The 15,744-nt window shown below is 72.1% G+C and carries 15 protein-coding genes; 8 read left to right on the top strand and 7 right to left on the bottom strand.

The genetic code is table 11. The annotated features are described in order from the left end of the window. Nucleotides 1–47: 47 nt before the first annotated feature. Nucleotides 48–965 carry a hypothetical protein gene (locus ACZ4FV_RS43540; protein WP_395869219.1) on the bottom strand — a complete coding sequence of 306 codons (918 nt, stop codon included), beginning with the start codon at nt 963–965 and terminating at the stop codon, nt 48–50. A gap of 188 nt (nt 966–1,153) precedes the next feature. Here ACZ4FV_RS43540 and ACZ4FV_RS43545 point away from each other — a divergent pair, with 188 nt between their 5' ends. Further along, nucleotides 1,154–3,529, top strand: coding sequence for a transketolase-like TK C-terminal-containing protein (locus ACZ4FV_RS43545; RefSeq protein WP_395869221.1), 2,376 nt, complete (start codon nt 1,154–1,156; stop codon nt 3,527–3,529). Nucleotides 3,530–3,613: 84 nt separating this feature from the next. On the opposite strand, the gene idi is transcribed toward ACZ4FV_RS43545, so the two are convergent. Then, nucleotides 3,614–4,165 carry an isopentenyl-diphosphate Delta-isomerase gene (gene idi / locus ACZ4FV_RS43550; RefSeq protein WP_465326380.1) on the bottom strand — a complete coding sequence of 184 codons (552 nt, stop codon included), beginning with the start codon at nt 4,163–4,165 and terminating at the stop codon, nt 3,614–3,616. Nucleotides 4,166–4,386: 221 nt separating this feature from the next. Between idi and ACZ4FV_RS43555 the strand changes: the two genes are divergently transcribed. Further along, entirely contained in the window at nt 4,387–4,968 is a 582-nt protein-coding gene (locus ACZ4FV_RS43555; protein ID WP_465326382.1) for a hypothetical protein, read from the top strand. 102 nt (nt 4,969–5,070) lie between these two features. On the opposite strand, the gene ACZ4FV_RS43560 is transcribed toward ACZ4FV_RS43555, so the two are convergent. Together ACZ4FV_RS43560 and ACZ4FV_RS43565 are read right to left on the bottom strand one after the other, a co-directional pair. Further along, on the bottom strand, nt 5,071–5,505 hold the full coding sequence (locus tag ACZ4FV_RS43560) for a chaplin (protein WP_395869227.1): 435 nt from the start codon (nt 5,503–5,505) through the stop codon (nt 5,071–5,073). 201 nt (nt 5,506–5,706) lie between these two features. Beyond that, nucleotides 5,707–6,030 (bottom strand): chorismate mutase, encoded by a 324-nt coding sequence (locus tag ACZ4FV_RS43565; RefSeq protein ID WP_395869229.1) that lies wholly within the window; start codon nt 6,028–6,030, stop codon nt 5,707–5,709. Between the two features lie 273 nt (nt 6,031–6,303). Between ACZ4FV_RS43565 and ACZ4FV_RS43570 the strand changes: the two genes are divergently transcribed. Continuing rightward, the gene (locus tag ACZ4FV_RS43570; protein WP_402239017.1) at nt 6,304–6,702 is read left to right on the top strand and encodes a hypothetical protein; all 399 of its coding nucleotides are present in this window, start codon (nt 6,304–6,306) and stop codon (nt 6,700–6,702) included. A gap of 43 nt (nt 6,703–6,745) precedes the next feature. Here the strand turns inward: ACZ4FV_RS43570 and ACZ4FV_RS43575 are convergent, their stop codons facing one another. Then, entirely contained in the window at nt 6,746–7,033 is a 288-nt protein-coding gene (locus ACZ4FV_RS43575) for a hypothetical protein (RefSeq protein ID WP_395869233.1), read from the bottom strand. Nucleotides 7,034–7,173: 140 nt separating this feature from the next. On the opposite strand from ACZ4FV_RS43575, the gene ACZ4FV_RS43580 reads away from it, so the two are divergent. Continuing rightward, complete coding sequence (locus tag ACZ4FV_RS43580; RefSeq protein WP_395869235.1) at nt 7,174–7,305, top strand: hypothetical protein; 132 nt, start codon at nt 7,174–7,176, stop codon at nt 7,303–7,305. A gap of 178 nt (nt 7,306–7,483) precedes the next feature. After that, nucleotides 7,484–8,962, top strand: coding sequence for an NAD(P)/FAD-dependent oxidoreductase (locus ACZ4FV_RS43585; protein WP_465326386.1), 1,479 nt, complete (start codon nt 7,484–7,486; stop codon nt 8,960–8,962). Here the strand turns inward: ACZ4FV_RS43585 and ACZ4FV_RS43590 are convergent. Next, nucleotides 8,943–9,353, bottom strand: coding sequence for a Zn-ribbon domain-containing OB-fold protein (locus ACZ4FV_RS43590; protein ID WP_395869239.1), 411 nt, complete (start codon nt 9,351–9,353; stop codon nt 8,943–8,945). The genes ACZ4FV_RS43585 and ACZ4FV_RS43590 overlap by 20 nt on opposite strands. A gap of 280 nt (nt 9,354–9,633) precedes the next feature. On the opposite strand from ACZ4FV_RS43590, the gene ACZ4FV_RS43595 reads away from it, so the two are divergent. The 3 genes from ACZ4FV_RS43595 to dapD are packed head-to-tail and all read left to right on the top strand — an operon-like array spanning nt 9,634 to nt 13,691. After that, nucleotides 9,634–10,617 carry an AAA family ATPase gene (locus tag ACZ4FV_RS43595; protein WP_465326388.1) on the top strand — a complete coding sequence of 328 codons (984 nt, stop codon included), beginning with the start codon at nt 9,634–9,636 and terminating at the stop codon, nt 10,615–10,617. An 8-nt stretch (nt 10,618–10,625) separates the two neighbouring features. Next, nucleotides 10,626–12,602: an ATP-binding protein gene (locus tag ACZ4FV_RS43600; protein WP_465326390.1), complete on the top strand. Its 1,977-nt coding sequence runs from the start codon at nt 10,626–10,628 to the stop codon at nt 12,600–12,602. A gap of 57 nt (nt 12,603–12,659) precedes the next feature. Continuing rightward, nucleotides 12,660–13,691: a 2,3,4,5-tetrahydropyridine-2,6-dicarboxylate N-succinyltransferase gene (dapD, locus tag ACZ4FV_RS43605; protein ID WP_395869242.1), complete on the top strand. Its 1,032-nt coding sequence runs from the start codon at nt 12,660–12,662 to the stop codon at nt 13,689–13,691. A gap of 79 nt (nt 13,692–13,770) precedes the next feature. Here dapD and ACZ4FV_RS43610 read toward each other — a convergent pair whose 3' ends face one another. After that, nucleotides 13,771–15,465 (bottom strand): class I adenylate-forming enzyme family protein, encoded by a 1,695-nt coding sequence (locus ACZ4FV_RS43610; RefSeq protein ID WP_395869244.1) that lies wholly within the window; start codon nt 15,463–15,465, stop codon nt 13,771–13,773. Between the last annotated feature and the right edge of the window lie 279 nt (nt 15,466–15,744).

Genomic DNA, 15,744 nt, shown 5'->3' on the forward strand with positions numbered 1-15,744 from the left:
GGGCGCCCGCGCACCGTCGTGACCGACCCTGCCCCGGTTGCCGGCGATCACGGCGACGGACTCCGGCCGATCGGCACCGAGTGCACGATCGTGTCACTGCCCGTGTCCACGATCGACGCGACGACGACGTCCCCCGATCCCGCGTTGAGGACCACGGCGCGGGTTCCGCCCGAAGTGACCTGGACCGCCGCCGCGTTCGGCGTGTCGACGCTCCCGATCGGCTCGCGCGTGGCCGGGTCCACGATCCGCAGGTCCCGTGCGCCGTCGGGCACCACGTACAGCCGGGAGCCGTCCGGGGAGACCGCGACGTCGGTGGCGCCGCCCTCGATCGTGATCGTGCCCAGGCAGCGCAGCGTGGCCGCGTCGAGGATGTACACGCCGCCGGCGCCGGCCACGTACACGCTCGCGCCGTCCGGCGAGCACACCACCGCCCGGGGCGCCTTCGCCGTGCCCACGACCGTGGCGCCGGTGTCCGGGTCGAGCACGGTGACCAGGTCCTCGGCGAAGCCGGCCAGGTAGAGCCGGTCACCGTCGGGAGCCGGTGTCACCGACGTGGCCGGGTGCGGCACCGGGAGGCTGCGCACCACCGTGTTCAGCGTGGGGCTGAGCACCTCGACGGTATTCGACGCGAAGCCGTGGTCGGCGGGCGGACAGGAGGCGAAGTACACGGCGGCGCCGTCGGGGGCCGCGACCGGCGAGCGCGGCCAGGCCGCGGCGATCCGGCCCAGCACCACCGGCGTCTCGGTGTCGATCACGGTGATCACGCCCCGCTCCGGGGAGGTGACGTACACGGATCCGCCGGCGACCGCGGGCGGCCCGAGCGCACCGGGAACGTCGATGGTCGCCACCGCCGTGCCGGTGACCACGTCCAGGACGGTGACCGTGTCGGACCCGTTGTCGGTGACGTACGACCGGAGCGTCTCGGTCGGCGGCGGTCCGCCGGGTATCGCGGTCGACTGGGCCATGGCATGCCTCCGGAGGCGTCGGGACGATCCATCGGGTGAGTGCGGTGGCGCTCGGAACAGACCAACAGCACCGGGACGCGCTGTCAATGGACGGATACGTGCAGCTACCGTGGACCGTCCACGCGTATCGCATGGTGAGACGATCGCCGTATGCTTCGGCCACCCCGATCGATCTTGAGGTGACGACCATGCATCGCAGCGACACGGACCACGCCGCGGCCGCGCTCGGTATCGACCTGCCCGTCCTCGAAGCCGTCCAGCGCCGCATCCTGTGGCTCGCGACGCGCATCGTCGACTCCGCCAACCACGACCGGCCGAACGCGGACGGCATCAAGGTCGGCGGCCACCAGGCGTCCTCCGCGTCCTTGGTGTCCGCGATGACCGCGCTGTGGTTCGCCCACCTCGACGGCCCGGACCGGATCAGCGTCAAACCGCACGCGTCCCCGGTCTTCCACGCGATCCAGTACCTGCTCGGCAACCTGGACCGGTCCTACCTGACCACGCTGCGCGCCAAGGGCGGGCTCCAGTCGTACCCCTCCCGGACGAAGGACCCGGACCGCGAATGGGTGGACTTCTCCACCGGTTCGGTCGGGCTGGGCGCCGCCGCGCCGTTGTTCGGCGCCGCCGCCCGGCGTTACGTGGACGCGCACTTCGGAGCGCGCCCGGCGTCCCGCTTCGTCGCGCTGCTGGGCGACGCCGAGTTGGACGAGGGCAACATCTGGGAGGCCATCGCCGACCCGGCCACCCAGGGCCTGGGCAACGTGATGTGGCTGGTCGACTTCAACCGGCAGTCGCTGGACCGGGTCGTGCCCGGAGTGCGGATCGACCAGTGGCGCGGCCAGTTCGAGGCGGCCGGCTGGCATGTGGTCGAGGTGAAGTACGGCCGCCGGCTCCAGGCCGCGTTCGACCGGCCCGGCGGCGCGCCGCTCAAGGCGTGGATCGACGCGATGCCCAACGAGCAGTACCAGGCCCTGTTCGGCCTCGCCGACGCGGACGTGCGCGCGCACTTCCTGGACGGCGCGCCGGCCGACGTCGCGGACACCGTCGCCGACGTGCCGGACGCGGAGCTGCACGCGCTGGTCACCGATCTGGGCGGGCACGACATCGCCGCGCTGCTGGACGCCTACCGGCGCTGCGACGAGGTCACCGACCGACCCAGCGTGGTGTTCGCGTACACCGTCAAGGGCTGGGGGCTGCCGCTGGCGGGCAACCCGCGCAACCACTCCGCGCTGCTGAGCACCGAGCAGGTGGCCACGCTGCGCGCCGAGCACGGGCTGAGCGAGCGCACCGAGTGGGACCGCTTCGACGCCGCCACGCCCGAGGGCATCCTGGCCGGGCAGCGCCGCGAGCACCTGTCCCGCGCACCCCGGCCGGGCCCGCTCGGCGTCCCGGTCGCCGCCTCGACGAATCAGCGAATGAGCAAGCCGGTGTCCACCCAGGAGACCTTCGGCCGGGTCCTGGTCGACCTCTCCCGCGACCCGGCGCTGGCGCCGTACCTGGTGACCACCGCCCCCGACGTGGCCACCTCGACCAACCTGGCCGGTTTCATCAACCGCACCGGGGTGTTCGCGCCCACCGAGCGCCGCGCGTGGTCCGGCGAGGGCGCGCTGAAGTGGATCGAGGGCCCCGGCGGGCAGCACATCGAGCTGGGCATCTCCGAGATGAACCTGTTCCTGCTGCTGGAACAGCTCGGCCTGGCGGGCGACTTGTCCGGCCAGCCGCTGATCCCGATCGGCACCGTCTACGACCCGTTCGTGTGCCGCGGCCTTGACGCGTTCATCCACGCCGTGTACTCCGGCTCGCGGTTCATCGTGGCCGGCACCCCCTCGGGCGTCACGCTCGCTCCCGAGGGCGGCGCGCACCAGTCCACGATCACCGCGTCGATCGGGCTCGAACTGCCCGGCACCACGCTGATCGAACCCGCCTACGGCACCGCGCTGGACTGGCTGCTGTGCGACGCGGTGGGCCGGATCGCCGGCGGTCCGGACCACGGCGTCGAACCGGACAATGGCGCCTACTACTTCCGGCTGACCACCCGCCCGATCGACCAGGCGCCGTTCGAGGCCGCGCGAACCCGGCTCGGCGACGCGCTGCTGCGCCGCCAGGTGCTCGCCGGCGCGTATCGCCTCCTGGACGCGCCCGACCTGCCCGGCGCACCAACCGTGTACCTGGCCGCCTCCGGCGCCGTGTTGCCCGAAGTGCTGACCGCCGCACACGAGTTGCGCGACGAGGGGATCGCCGCGCACGTCGTGGACATCACCTCGGCCGACCGGCTCTACAGCGCGTGGCAGCGCACCCTGCGCCAGGGGGTGCGCACCGCGACCACGCCGTCCGCGCCGGGCGCGCTGCGCACCGCGTTCCCGCACCGGGCCCCCGTGGTCACCGTGCACGACTCGTCCTCGCACACGCTCGCCTGGCTCGGCTCGGCGCTCGGCGTGCCGAGCGTGCCGCTGGGCGTGGACCAGTTCGGCCAGACCGGCCGGATCGAGGACCTGTACGAACTGCACGACCTGCTGCCCGGTTCGATCGTCAACGCGGCGCTCGCGGCGCTCTCGCTGGCCTGAGCGCGAGCCCCCGCCGACCCGTCGTCGGGACGGGACACGCGAGGGGCGGGCCCGGTGCGTCCGGACCCGCCCCTCGGCGTGTGCTCAGCGTGCGGCGAGCGCCGCGAGCGGCTCCCGGACCGGGTCGAGCACCGCGCTCAACCACGCGGTGTGCTCGTGCCCGGCCAACCACCCGTCCAGATCGGCGAGCGGCACGAACGCGACGTCGTCGACCTCCTCCGGGTTGAGGCCGAGTTCGCCGCCGACCAGGCCGACGAAGAGGTGGTTGTACTCCTTCTCGACCAGGCCCGAGACCTCGTCGGTGACGTCGTAGGTCACCAGGCCGGCCGGTTCGAGCACGGTGGGCTTGACGCCGAGTTCCTCGGTCAGTCTGCGCAGCACCGCGTCCCGGGGCTCCTCACCGGGGAACGGGTGGCTGCAACACGTGTTGGACCACCGGCCCGGCGAGTGGTACTTCGTCAGCGCCCGGCGCTGCATCAGCACCCGGCCCTCGTCGTCGAGGAGGAAGACCGAGAACGCGCGGTGCAGCAGACCCGGCGGCTGATGAGCCTCCAGCTTCTCCGCGAGGCCGATCGTGTTCCCCTCTGGGTCCACCAACTCGACCATGACCCGACCGTCCGGCTGCTCCTGCGCCATGTGCTCTCCCTGCTGTTCGGCCTTGCCTGCACAGTATCCGGCGGGCGAGTCACGGATCGTCGATACCGCGCCGGCGCCCGCTACATCGTTGTCTGTACGCCGGGATCCGCCCTGCCGACGATCCCCGGGCGGTGCGCGCGAGAGAGGCTGGTGGGGTCCGTTCGCCGGCGCCTCGACCCCCTCGGGGTGCGCGCTCGGCCCACTCCGAGGAGGAGATCGCCGTGGTCGTCGCCATGATCGTGGTCTGCGAGGTGGGCTTCTGGGTGCTGATCGCCCTGGGCCTGCTGAGCCGCTACGCGCTGCGCCGCCGCCGGCTGAGCAACGTGTTCCTGTTCAGCACACCGCTCCTGGAGTTGATCCTGCTCGTGGTCGCCGTGGTGGACCTGCGCGGCGGCGCCACCGCCGGCGCGCGGCACGGGATCGCCGCGTTGTACATCGGCAGCACCGTGATGTTCGGCCACCGGGCGATCCGCTGGGTGGACCAGCGGGTGGGCTATCACTTTCTCGGCGCGCCGTTGCCGTGGCGACCGCCGACGCACGGCGTGGAGCGGATCCGCTACGAGGTGACCGAGTTCGCCCGGGTGGTGGGCGCGATGGCGATCGCCGCCGCGCTGGTCGGCCTGCTGATCCTGATCACCGGCGACGCGGATCGCAGCGAGGCGCTGGTCGGCACCTTCGGCATGCTCGGCGCGATCACCGCGATCTCCCTGGTGATCGCGGTGGTGGGCGCGGTCTCGGCGGTCGGCAAGCCGCCCAAGCCCAAGCCGGCGCCGCGCCGGCTGCGCGATCGGGTGTCCGCCTGACGCTGCCGAGGAGGCCGGCACCGCCGGCCCATGCCCGCGGGAAGCTCGCGGCCCCGGAACACGTGGGAGGTGTTCCGGGGCCGACGTGCCGTGGCGGGCGGTTCAGCCCAGCATCGCGCCGGCCAGGTTCGGGGCGCCGCCGACCCGGGCGGTCGGGTCCTGGCAGTCGTCGCCCGGCGGGGTGTGCGGCGGCGGCGGGAGCTCCGGCGGACAGTCGTCGGTCGGCGGGGCGTGGTGCGGCGGCTGAGCGGGGTGACCCTGGTGCCCGGGGGGCATCGGGGTGGCGTGGTCCATGCCGTCCCCGTTCAGGCAGGTGTTGCCGAACGTGGGGTTCAGCGCCGCGATGATGTTGACGCTGTTGCCGCAGATGTTGACCGGAACGTGCACCGGCACCTGGACGTTGTTCCCGGAGAGCACGCCGGGCGAGTCCACGGCGGCGCCGTCCGCATCGGCCGACGCGAACGCCTGGCCCCCCATCGCAACCGAACCGCCGAGAATGGCGGCGGTGACGACCGCACCCTTGGTGAGCTTGTTCACTGGTAGTTATTCCCATCGATCGATAGACGGTGGAACCGAAGTTCCGGGACGTCCAACGCGTGGGCGGGGTACCGGTGACGGGGGGCGCGCGAACTTCCCCCGTTAGTAGCAACCCGCGCGTGACGAAACGTCAGACGGCGCTACCGAAGGGGGATTTCGGGCAGTGCAGGCAATCGACTCAACGAGCCCGTCGGAGGTTGATCACGCGCGGGCGATTGCCTCGTGATGGTGAATCACTTCGGCGACCAGGAAGTTGAGGAACTTCTCCGCGAAGTCGGGGTCCAGCTTGGCGCTCTCGGCCAGCGCGCGCAGACGGCGGATCTGTACCGCCTCGCGGGCCGGGTCGGCCGGCGGCAGCTTGTGCTCGGCCTTGAGCACGCCCACCCGCTGGGTGCACTTGAATCGCTCGGCGAGCAAGTGGATCAGGGCCGCGTCGATGTTGTCGATGCTGTCCCGCAGGTCGAGCAGCTCGGCGGGCTTGCCGGGCGCCTCGCCCGACGTTTCGTCAGTGGTTCCGTTGGCCATAACGGGTGACCCTACCCGGCGACCTCGCACGAGCGGACGGACGGCGTTCGAGCACCCCGGGCGCGACCCGCCGCACACCCGTCGTGCTTGCCCCGTCCAGCACTCAAAGGAAATATCACCACCTGTCATCTCTCGTTCTGCCAGGTGTCACATCGCCACCTGCGGGGGACCCTCTGAGTACGGCTCGCGCCGTCGGCTGTCCCTGCCGCGACGCCCGGGCCGTTCGGCGGTGCTCGAGGGATGCGGCCGGGGCTGCAGTAGGGGGCGAACGACATGATGGAGGAAGTGCGTCTAACGCCGAGCGAGCGGCGGATGCTGGAGGAGATCGAGTACGAACTGCGCAAGGACCAGGAGCTGGACCTGGCGCTTCGTACCATGCGTCCTTCCCGCAACCGCAGGCGGACCGGCGCGCGCGGCCGTGTCGTTCCGGGCGCGGGCTCGATGCCGGCCTCGAAGCGGGCCCGCCGCAGGATGCGTCGGCCGACGCTCTCCGGCACATGGCACGTGCTGCTGCTGGTGGTGCTGTTCGCGGCGGTGTTCGCGGCACTGGCCACCACGTCCGGCGTCTACCTGGTGGTGATCGCCTTCGCGCTGATCATCATGGGCTGCACCACCACGCTGGTGTGGTTGTGCGTGACCTTCCTGTTGCGCCGCGGCGGCGACAAGAGCTGATCGCGCCCCGATCGACGCGGGCCGCGGTCGCCGCGGCCGGTGGTCAGCGTGCCCGGTGGTCGCGACCGCCGGCCGCGCGACCCGGGCCGCGCCCGCGCGCCGCGACCATCAGCGTGCCCGCGGGCGCCGCGACGCCGAGCAGGAGCGCGGCGTCCAACGCGCCCATCCCGCCCTGGCCGATCGAGTAGAACACCAGCGCGAGCGACGCGAACATGCACATCAGCACGGCCGCGGTCATCCGCTCGGCACGGCGCCCCCGGGTGAGCAACCACAGGCAGCCGAGAGCGCCGACGGACAACGTGACCAATGCGGCGATAGCGGTGGTGGTCATCGCGCCTCCTCGTCGTGCTGCCTGCGACCCCGACGGGCCCTGTCCCAACGATTACCCGAGGTGATCGCGTCGATGCCGCGACCCCCACCGGAATCGAATCCTAACCGCCGCCTACCCCCAGGGGGTATAAGGTTCCCGGCATGACACTTCTCGCACCCTCGTGCGGCGGCGCCGCGCACGTCGAACTGATCCGACGCCTGGGCACCGCGACCGTTCGAGTGACGCTCACCGCCCGGCGCTGCCGCCGCGCCTGCTCGCGCCACCGTGCGTAACACCTCCGTTACGCTCGCGTCGAAAGCTGGAAACGGCCGCGCGGTTCACTCCGGGCGACATCGGTTCCGGTAGCGGGACCGGCCACCCTCGACCCAGGTGACGGCGCGAGATGACGACACGAGACCGTACGACCGCGTTTCGGCGCACCGGCCGACCGGCAGCCGCGGGGGTGACCCGGTGAGGCCGGGCACTCCGGCGGCCGATGTGGTGATCGTCGGGGCCGGTCCCGAGGGCATGGCGATCGCGTACGCGTTCACCCGGCGCGGTGTGCGCGACGTGATCGTGTGCGCGGCGGGTGCCGGCGGTTCGGGCCCGCCCGGGTCGACCGGCGACCCGGGACCCGGCGGAGGTGCCGTGCACTGCTCCGCCACGGTGCCCGCGCTGGCGGCGATGGCCTGGGCGGGCACCCACCTGTTCGAGGACGCGACCGACGTGCTCGGCGAGGATGTCGGGTACCGCCGGTGCGGTCGGCTCGTCGGCGTGACCGCCGCCGATCTCGGCGCCCTGGACGCGGGCATCGCGATGCGCCGCGCGCTCGGGATCGACGTCGCGCGGGTGGCCGCGGACGCGGTCGCGGCACGGTGGCCGGAGCTCGCCGTCCGGGACTTCGCCGCCTTCGCGCACGAGCCGCGCGGCGGGTACGCCGACACCAGGCGCACCGCGCGCGCCTTCGCCCGGGCGGCCCGCCACGGCGGCGCCGCGATCCTGCCGTGCGCGCCGGTGGTGAGCGTGTCGGCGACCCGGGACCGGATCACCGGGGTTCGGCTGAGCGACGGCCGCGAGGTGGCCACCGGCACGGTCGTGGTGGCCGCGGGCGCCGACTCGCCCGCGTTCGTGGAGCCGCTGGGGGTGACCCTGCCGGTGCGCGCCGCCCGCGAGTTCGCGGTCCGGGTGCGGGTGGGCCGGGCCGTCGACGAGCGGCCGGTCCTGGTGGATCTGCCGCACCGGCGCTACCTGCGCCCGGACGGCCCGGGGCAACTACTGCTCGGCGCGCTCGACCCGGCCGCGGACGCGTTCGACGACGAGCTCACCGCGCGCGCCGCGGCACATCTCGCCGCCCGCCTCCCCGGCTTTCGCGAGATCGCGCCGGTGGCCGCGTTCGGCACCCGGCACGACGCCGGGCCCGACCACCTGCCGCTGATCGGATCGGTGGGCCCCGACGGGCTGTTCGTCGCGGCCGGGTGCGGCGAGCACGGGCTGGGCATCGTGCCGGCGGTGGGCACGCTGGTGGCCGACCTGCTGTGCGACGGGGCCAGCGGCCGACCGGACATCCCGGGCGCCGACTTCCACCCCGACCGATTCGCCGCCCGCACCCGGTCACCGGGAACGCGCAGGCCGCCGGCGGCGCGCCCGCCCGATCCGGCGGACGAGTCCGGCCGGGGGGACGCGTTCGTCCAGGGGACCGGTCCGGGTCGACGTGCCGACTCCGAGCGCGAGTTCGCCCCCGGCCGGCACGCCGACTCCCGCCGAGGGCTCGGGCCGGCCGGGGGACTCGGCTCCGATCGGAGGCTCGCCTTCGATCAGGGGCTCGTCTTCGATCAAAGGTTCGTCTTCGATCAAAGGTTCGTCTTCGATCAAGGGCCCGCCTTCGAAGAAGGGTTCGGCTCGGACCAAGGGCTCGGCGCCGATCGGGGGTTCAGCTCCGATCAGGCGTGAAGAACGGCAGCACCCGCTCCTCCCCCGTGGTCCGCAGGTCCACCCGCACCCGCATCCCCGAGTGGATCTCGGCCGGTTCCACCTCGACCAGGTTGGTGAGCATGCGATAGCCCTCGTCCAGGTCCACGATCGCCACCGCGTAGGGATCGCCGAGTTCGCGCGCGGCGGGCCGGCTCACCACGGTCCAGCTGTACACACTGCCGCGCCCGGCACTGGTGGCCCAGTGCAGCGCGCGCGACGAGCAGCCCCGACACATCTCGGTGGGGGTGAAGTTCGCCGCCTCGCACGCGCCACAGCGCTGATAGCGCAACTCCCCCGACTCCGGGGGCATTCGCATCGACGCGGCAGGAGTCACGGGTACACCGATCTGCGGTCCCAACACGGGTGTCACGGCCTTTCCGTTCCGAACGTACTTCGTCGAGCCCGTCGGCGTTCGAGGACGAGCGTTGGCTGCATGCTCGCGCACCAAGTGCGCGGTTGCCGAATCGGTCGCACACGCGTTCGCCGACGGAAAGGTGCCAGGTGGGGAGAGGACGTCGACAGGACTTCTCGGCCAAGTCGGGGACAGGGCTTGCGTGATTGGCGCAGGATGGGTAGCGCAAGTGATCCGCCACGGCGCGTAATCGTTCCGCGCGGGCTCGGGGTGGGACGCACGGCAGAAAGGTTGCGCGATGACGGCACCACGCACGGCACCGAACCCGGGTGACCTGGGCCGCGAGAACACACAAAACATGGTGTCCGGGACGGAGCCCATGCCCCTCGTCGAGCGCGACTTCCTGCAACGCGAAATCCGCGACCGGTTGGCGGCGGTGCGCGAGACCGGCGAGGGTCGGGTCACGGTGGTCACCGGCCAGGCCGGCATGGGCAAGTCGGCCATACTCGCGTGGGCCAGGCGCACCGCCGAGGCCGAGGGCTTCACCACGCTGCACGTGACGGGGTACGACCTGGAGAAGGTCCGGGTCTACGGTCTGGTGAAGCGACTGTTCCGGGATCTGCACAACCTGGACAAGGCGAGCCAAAAGCAACGACTCGGCGAGTGGTACGGAATCCTCGGACCGATCTTCGGCATGAGTCCGCGTCAGCCCGGGGAGTCGCCGGACCCGGAGAACGTGCTGTCCGCCCTCGACGCCGTACTCCGCGGCTACGTGCAGGAGTACGCGCCGCTGATCATGGTCATCGACGACGTGCACTGGGCCGACCCGTCGTCGATGGGGTGGCTCGCGCAATTCGCGATGAAGGTGCGCGACTTCCCGGTCCTGATGGTGGTGTCCTATCGCCCGGACGAGTACGACGCGGCGCTGGAGGGCTCGCTGCGCACGCTCGACGCCGTCGCGGGCCGCGCCGCCACCAAACTGACCGCGCTGAGCGCGGCGAGCACCGCGGCCGTGATCCGGCACCGCTTTCCCGACGCGCGGGTCGACGACGCGTTCGCCGAGCACTGCCACCGCTACTGCGGCGGCGAACCGCAGATCCTGCGGGAACTGTTGCGGTTCGTCGAGTCGTCCGGGATCGAACCGGTCGAGGCCGCGCTGCCCCGACACGGCGCCGCCATGGAACAGCACGCCGCCCAGGCCTACGCCGAGCAGCACTTCAAGGAGCGTTTCGGCAAGCTGATCCGGCCTCCCGACAACTGGCGCTGGCCGCCGCGATCCTGACGCCACACGTGACGATCGACCGCGCGGTCGAGCTCACCGGATTGACCCATTCGGCCATCGTCACCGCCGCGGATGATCTGTACAAGCAGGAGATTCTCACCTGGGTCCCCGACAGCCCCTCGAACCTGGCTTTCACCCACCCGCTGGTGCGACTCGCGGTCTACCGCTTCTGCTTCGAACCGAACGAGCGCTGCGCGATGCACGCGAAGACGGCCCGGATGTTGCGCGCGGACCGCTTCTCCGCGCAGACCGCCGCGACGCACGCGCTGAAAATGGTCGGGCTCAAGGACGAGTGGGCCGCGAACATCATGGTGGAGGCGGCCCGCGAGTGCCTGGCCTCCGGTGTCCCGGAGGCGGGCGTGACCTACCTCGAACACGCGCTGGCCGAGCTCGCGCCCCGGCACATGCACGCCAGGCTGCACTACAACATCGGCCGCGCGCTGTTCGTCAACGATCCCCCGGCCAGCCTCGAACCGCTGACCAAGGCGCTCGCGGAGTCCGGCGAACCAGGGACGGACCTGCACACCAACATCGTCGTCGAGCTCGGCCGCTCGCTCGCGTTCAGTGGTCACCTGCCCAAGAGCATCAAGCTCCTGGAGCGGGAGATCGAGATCACCCCGATCGGCAAACGCCCCAGGCTTTACGCCGACCTGTTCATGTGGGCCGCCTTCTGGGAGGACGACACCGCCTTCGCCTCGCGGGCCCACAACCTGCAGCGGCTGACCGTGCGACTGAACACCGAGGGCGCCACCACCCGGACGAACTACTCGCTGTTCGCCCTGGTCGCGTGGTACGGCGTGCTCACCGGACGACGACTCCAGACCACCACCAAGTTCGCCCGCGCGGCACTGGGACCGGAGGATCCGAACAAGGAGCGTCCCGGATTCAGTTGGGTCGAGGACGGTTGGGGCTTCGAGATCCCGATGGTGCTCACCCTGACCTTCATCTACTGCGACCTGTTCAAGGAGGCCCACGAACTCCTCGAGAGCGGCATGGCCGAGCTGCGCGACAACGGACGCCAACGTGCGCACCTGTCCTACGGCCACGCCTTCCGGGCGATGTTGTACTACCGGATGGGCAGGCTCAAGGAGGCTCGTGAGCAGGCCGAGACCGGCCTGGACATGGCTCTCAAACTCGGCGAGGAGACACCCTCGAAGTGGTACGCGGCGGGGGTGCTGATCCAGACCCTGATCGCGCTGGGCGACCTCGACGAGGCCGAGCGGCAGGCGCGGAGGATCGGCTTCGACGATCCCGCACGCGCCAATCAGGCCGCCCGCGTGTTGCCGGTCCCCACCATCGTGCTCGCCGAGTTGCGGATCGCCCAGGGCAGGCACGAGGAAGTGATCCAGCCGCTGACCGAGCTCGGCGAACGGCTGCGCGCACGCGGCATGGACAACCCCGCGTGGTGCCCGTGGGGCCTGCTGCTCGCCGAGGCGTTGAACGCCGAGGGCCCGCGGCAGAACAAGAAGCTGGCCCAGGAGGTGGCCAGGCAGGCCGTCGCCCGTGCCGACACCTTCTACGCGCCGGTGGCCGCGGGCCAGGCCAAGCGGGTGGCCGGGATCATCGAGGACAACGTCAACGCGCAACAGGCGCTGTGGGACGCGGCGGTCGCGCTGGAGGGCGTCGGCGCCAACTACGAGTACGCCAAGGCGCTGCTCGCGTACGGCGACCGGCTGCGCAAGGACGGCCACAAGCCGGACGCGATCGGCGAGTTGGAACGGGCCCGGGACACCGCCATGGCCTGTGGCGCGATCCCGTTGCAGACCCGGGCCGCGGAGATGGTCGAGGCGCTGGTCGGCGGCACCGCGCTGCCGCCGGTCGACCACGGGCGCGCCGAGGCGGACGAGTGGGTCGACGAGTACACCGGCGGCTACAGCCCGTTCGGCATCCCGCATCGCGGCGAGGCCCGACCGGAGACGGACGGCGATCGTTCCGAGACCTGGCCGTTCCGCGAGGGCCCGACCCGACGACCCGAGCCGGAGTAGCCGCGCGCGGGGGCGTCGGACGAAAGAAAAGCGGATCGGGACGCGGGCCGACCGGCGATGGGCGTCGGCCCCGACCCCCGGTACGGTAGCGGGGTGATCGACACTGCTGATTCCTCCACCGTTGGTGCCGTCGCCGCAGGTCTCGCGACGATCGCTGCCGACGGCACCGTCCTGGACACCTGGTACCCCGCGCCCGAGCTGACCGCGGGCGACGCCGACGGCAAGGCCGAGACCGTACGCCTGTCCGCCGACGAGGCGATCGAGGCGCTCGGCGCCGACGCCGCCGCCGGCCTGGGCGCCGACGCGGTGCGCGGGGTCGAGGTCGTCGCCGTGCGCACGGTGATCGCGTCGCTGGCCGCCGCGCCGGTGGACACCCACGACGCGTACCTGCGCCTGCACCTGCTCAGCCACCGCCTGGTCCGCCCGCACGGGCAGAGCCTGGAAGGTCTGTTCGGCGTGCTGCCGAATGTCGTGTGGACCAACCTGGGCGCGGTCCCGGTCGACGGCGTGGACGCCGCCCGGCTGCGTGCCCGGGCCGCGCGGGTTCCGTTCGAGGTGGCCGGCGTGGACAAGTTCCCCCGGATGACCGAGTTCGTGGTGCCGAGCGGCGTGCGGATCGCCGACACCACCCGGGTCCGCCTGGGCGCGCACCTGGCGCCCGGCACGACCGTGATGCACGAGGGCTTCTGCAACTTCAACGCCGGCACGCTGGGCGCCTCGATGGTCGAGGGCCGGATCAGCGCGGGTGTCGTGGTGGGCGACCACAGCGACGTCGGCGGCGGCTCCTCGATCATGGGCACGCTGTCCGGCGGCGGCAAGGAGACCATCTCGGTCGGCGAGCGCTGCCTGCTCGGCGCCAACGCGGGCATCGGCATCTCGCTCGGCGACGACTGCGTGGTCGAGGCGGGCTGCTACATCACCGCCGGCACCCGGGTCACCACGCCGGACGGCAAGGTGGTCAAGGCCGCCGAGCTCTCCGGCCGGGACGGCCTGCTGTTCCGCCGCAACTCGGTCACCGGCACGATCGAGGCGATCGCCCGGACCAAGTCGTGGGGCGCGCTGAACGAGGAACTGCACAAGAACGACTGACCGGGCCCGCCCCGGCACGACTGCCCGGGCACGGCACGCGAGCGGGCCGGCGAATCACCGCCGGCCCGCTCGCGGGTGCTCACTCCTCGACCAGGTCGGCCTGCTTGGCCCCGGTGGCCACCGCGCGGATCACCTTGCCGGTCGGCGTCCGGGGCAGCGGTTCGTCGCGCAGTTCCCAGTACGCGGGCACCTTGAAGTGCGCCAGGCGCTCCGCGACATAGGCACCGAGTCGTTCGGCGGTGAGCGTCGCGCCCCGGGCCGGCACCACGATCGCCTTGACCTCCTCGCCCCATTCCGGGTGCGGTACGCCGACCACCACCGACTCGGCCACCTCGGGGTGCGCGTCCAGGCAGTGTTCGATCTCTGCCGGGTAGACGTTCTCCCCGCCGCGCAGGATCAGGTCGCTGCGTCGGGTGGCCAGGTAGAGCCGGCCCTCGCGGGTGTAGCCGAGGTCGCCGGTGCGCAGCCGACGATCCGGCGTGAGCGCCTTCGCGGTGGCTTCGTCGTTGCGCCAGTAGCCGCGCATCACCAGCGGGCTGCGGATCCACAACTCGCCCTCGACGCCGTCCGGTTGCCGGGTGCCGTCCTGGTCGTGCACCGTCACCTCCACGGTCGGCACCGCCACCCCGATCGCACCCGGCTCGCCCTCCAGTTGCCGGACGCCCGCGGTGGTGGCCACGCCGCCGGACTCGGTCAGCCCGTACCCGACGCCGAACGCGCCCTTCGCGTTCGGGAACACCTCCTGGAGCCGGCGCACCAGTTCGGGCGAGAAGGCCGCGCTGCCGCCGCCCAACCGGGTGATCGAGGACAGGTCGTACTTCGGCGTGTCCGGGTGGTTGGCGACCCGCCAGCCCAGCGTGGGCACCAGCGACCACGTGGTGCAGCGCTCGCGTTCGATCAGTTCGAGCAGGGCCGGTACCTCGAACCGGCCGCTGTAGAGCACCATGGTCTGCCCGCCGGCCAGCGCCGCCACCGCGCCCGCGAGCAGGCCCGAGACGTGGAAGAACGGGCTGTTCACCAGCCACCGCCCGGGCGGCGCCTGGGCGAGCACCTCGGCGGGCACGTGTGCGGTCGCCCGGGCGGCCAGCAGCGCCTGGAGGTTCTGCATTCCGACCACGTTGCGGTGGGTCAGCACGGCACCCTTGGGCCGCCCGGTGGTGCCGGAGGTGTACAGGATCAGCGCCGGGTCGTCCTCGTCGGCCGCGCCGGGCGGCAGTTCGGCGGCGGGCGCGTACGCCGCCAGGGCGGCGCAGTCGGCCTCGATCTCCACCACGGGTACACCCAGGCTCCGCGCGGCCTCCGACGCGCCGCCCAGCCGCTCCAGGCGGCGTCGGTCGGCCACCAGCAGCTTGGGCGCGCAGTCCCGGACGCCGTAGCGGATCTCGTCGGCGGCCCACCATCCGTTCATTCCGACGGTGATCGCGCCCAGCGCCGCGGTGGCCTGAAACACCGTCAGCCATTCCGGCCGGTTGGCCGCCAGGATCGCGACCCGGTCGCCCGGGCCGATCCCGTAGCGCTCGCGCAGCGCGAGCGCGGTGGAGGCGATGTCGCGCACGTGTTCGGCGAAGCCGATCCGCCGGTCCTCGTACACGAGAAACTCGCGATCGCCGAACCGAGCGGCCCGCTCGACGAACGCGGTGAGCGACCGGGGCCGATCGGCCAGCACCCGCATCGGAACGCCCAGAACGTCCTCCTCGACCAGCGCGAACGGACCGCCCGGGGCGGTCATGGCGGCAAGAGCGTCATCGGGCACGGCGGAACTGATGGTGGCCATGGGCCGGACCCTAGAACTCCTTGATCGAGTCATTCAAGTGATCCACGATGTGATCTGACACGTGTTCAGGTAACAAACGAGATGGGCAACCCCACCCGCCCACCCCAGGCGCGTCAGCGCCCCCGACCCAGTCCCACCCCCGTGATCGACGCGCGAAGCGCGGAGAGCGGCGGAGCCGCAAGCTTGGGCTTCGTGCCCCGGAGCGAAGCGGAGGGACACGAAGCCCCGAGCGAGGCACCGCTTTTTCTTGGAGGAGCGAAGCGGGGGAAAGAAAAAGCG

This window comes from Embleya sp. NPDC025285 (assembly GCF_055558835.1).

Coding starts and splice junctions, on each gene's coding strand:
- ACZ4FV_RS43540 (WP_395869219.1), bottom strand. CDS start 965: ATGGCCCAGTCGACCGCGATACCCGGCGGACCGCCGCCGACCGAGACG.
- ACZ4FV_RS43545 (WP_395869221.1), top strand. CDS start 1,154: ATGCATCGCAGCGACACGGACCACGCCGCGGCCGCGCTCGGTATCGAC.
- idi (WP_465326380.1), bottom strand. CDS start 4,165: ATGGCGCAGGAGCAGCCGGACGGTCGGGTCATGGTCGAGTTGGTGGAC.
- ACZ4FV_RS43565 (WP_395869229.1), bottom strand. CDS start 6,030: ATGGCCAACGGAACCACTGACGAAACGTCGGGCGAGGCGCCCGGCAAG.
- ACZ4FV_RS43570 (WP_402239017.1), top strand. CDS start 6,304: ATGATGGAGGAAGTGCGTCTAACGCCGAGCGAGCGGCGGATGCTGGAG.
- ACZ4FV_RS43575 (WP_395869233.1), bottom strand. CDS start 7,033: ATGACCACCACCGCTATCGCCGCATTGGTCACGTTGTCCGTCGGCGCT.
- ACZ4FV_RS43580 (WP_395869235.1), top strand. CDS start 7,174: ATGACACTTCTCGCACCCTCGTGCGGCGGCGCCGCGCACGTCGAACTG.
- ACZ4FV_RS43595 (WP_465326388.1), top strand. CDS start 9,634: ATGACGGCACCACGCACGGCACCGAACCCGGGTGACCTGGGCCGCGAG.
- dapD (WP_395869242.1), top strand. CDS start 12,660: ATGGGCGTCGGCCCCGACCCCCGGTACGGTAGCGGGGTGATCGACACT.
- ACZ4FV_RS43610 (WP_395869244.1), bottom strand. CDS start 15,465: ATGGCCACCATCAGTTCCGCCGTGCCCGATGACGCTCTTGCCGCCATG.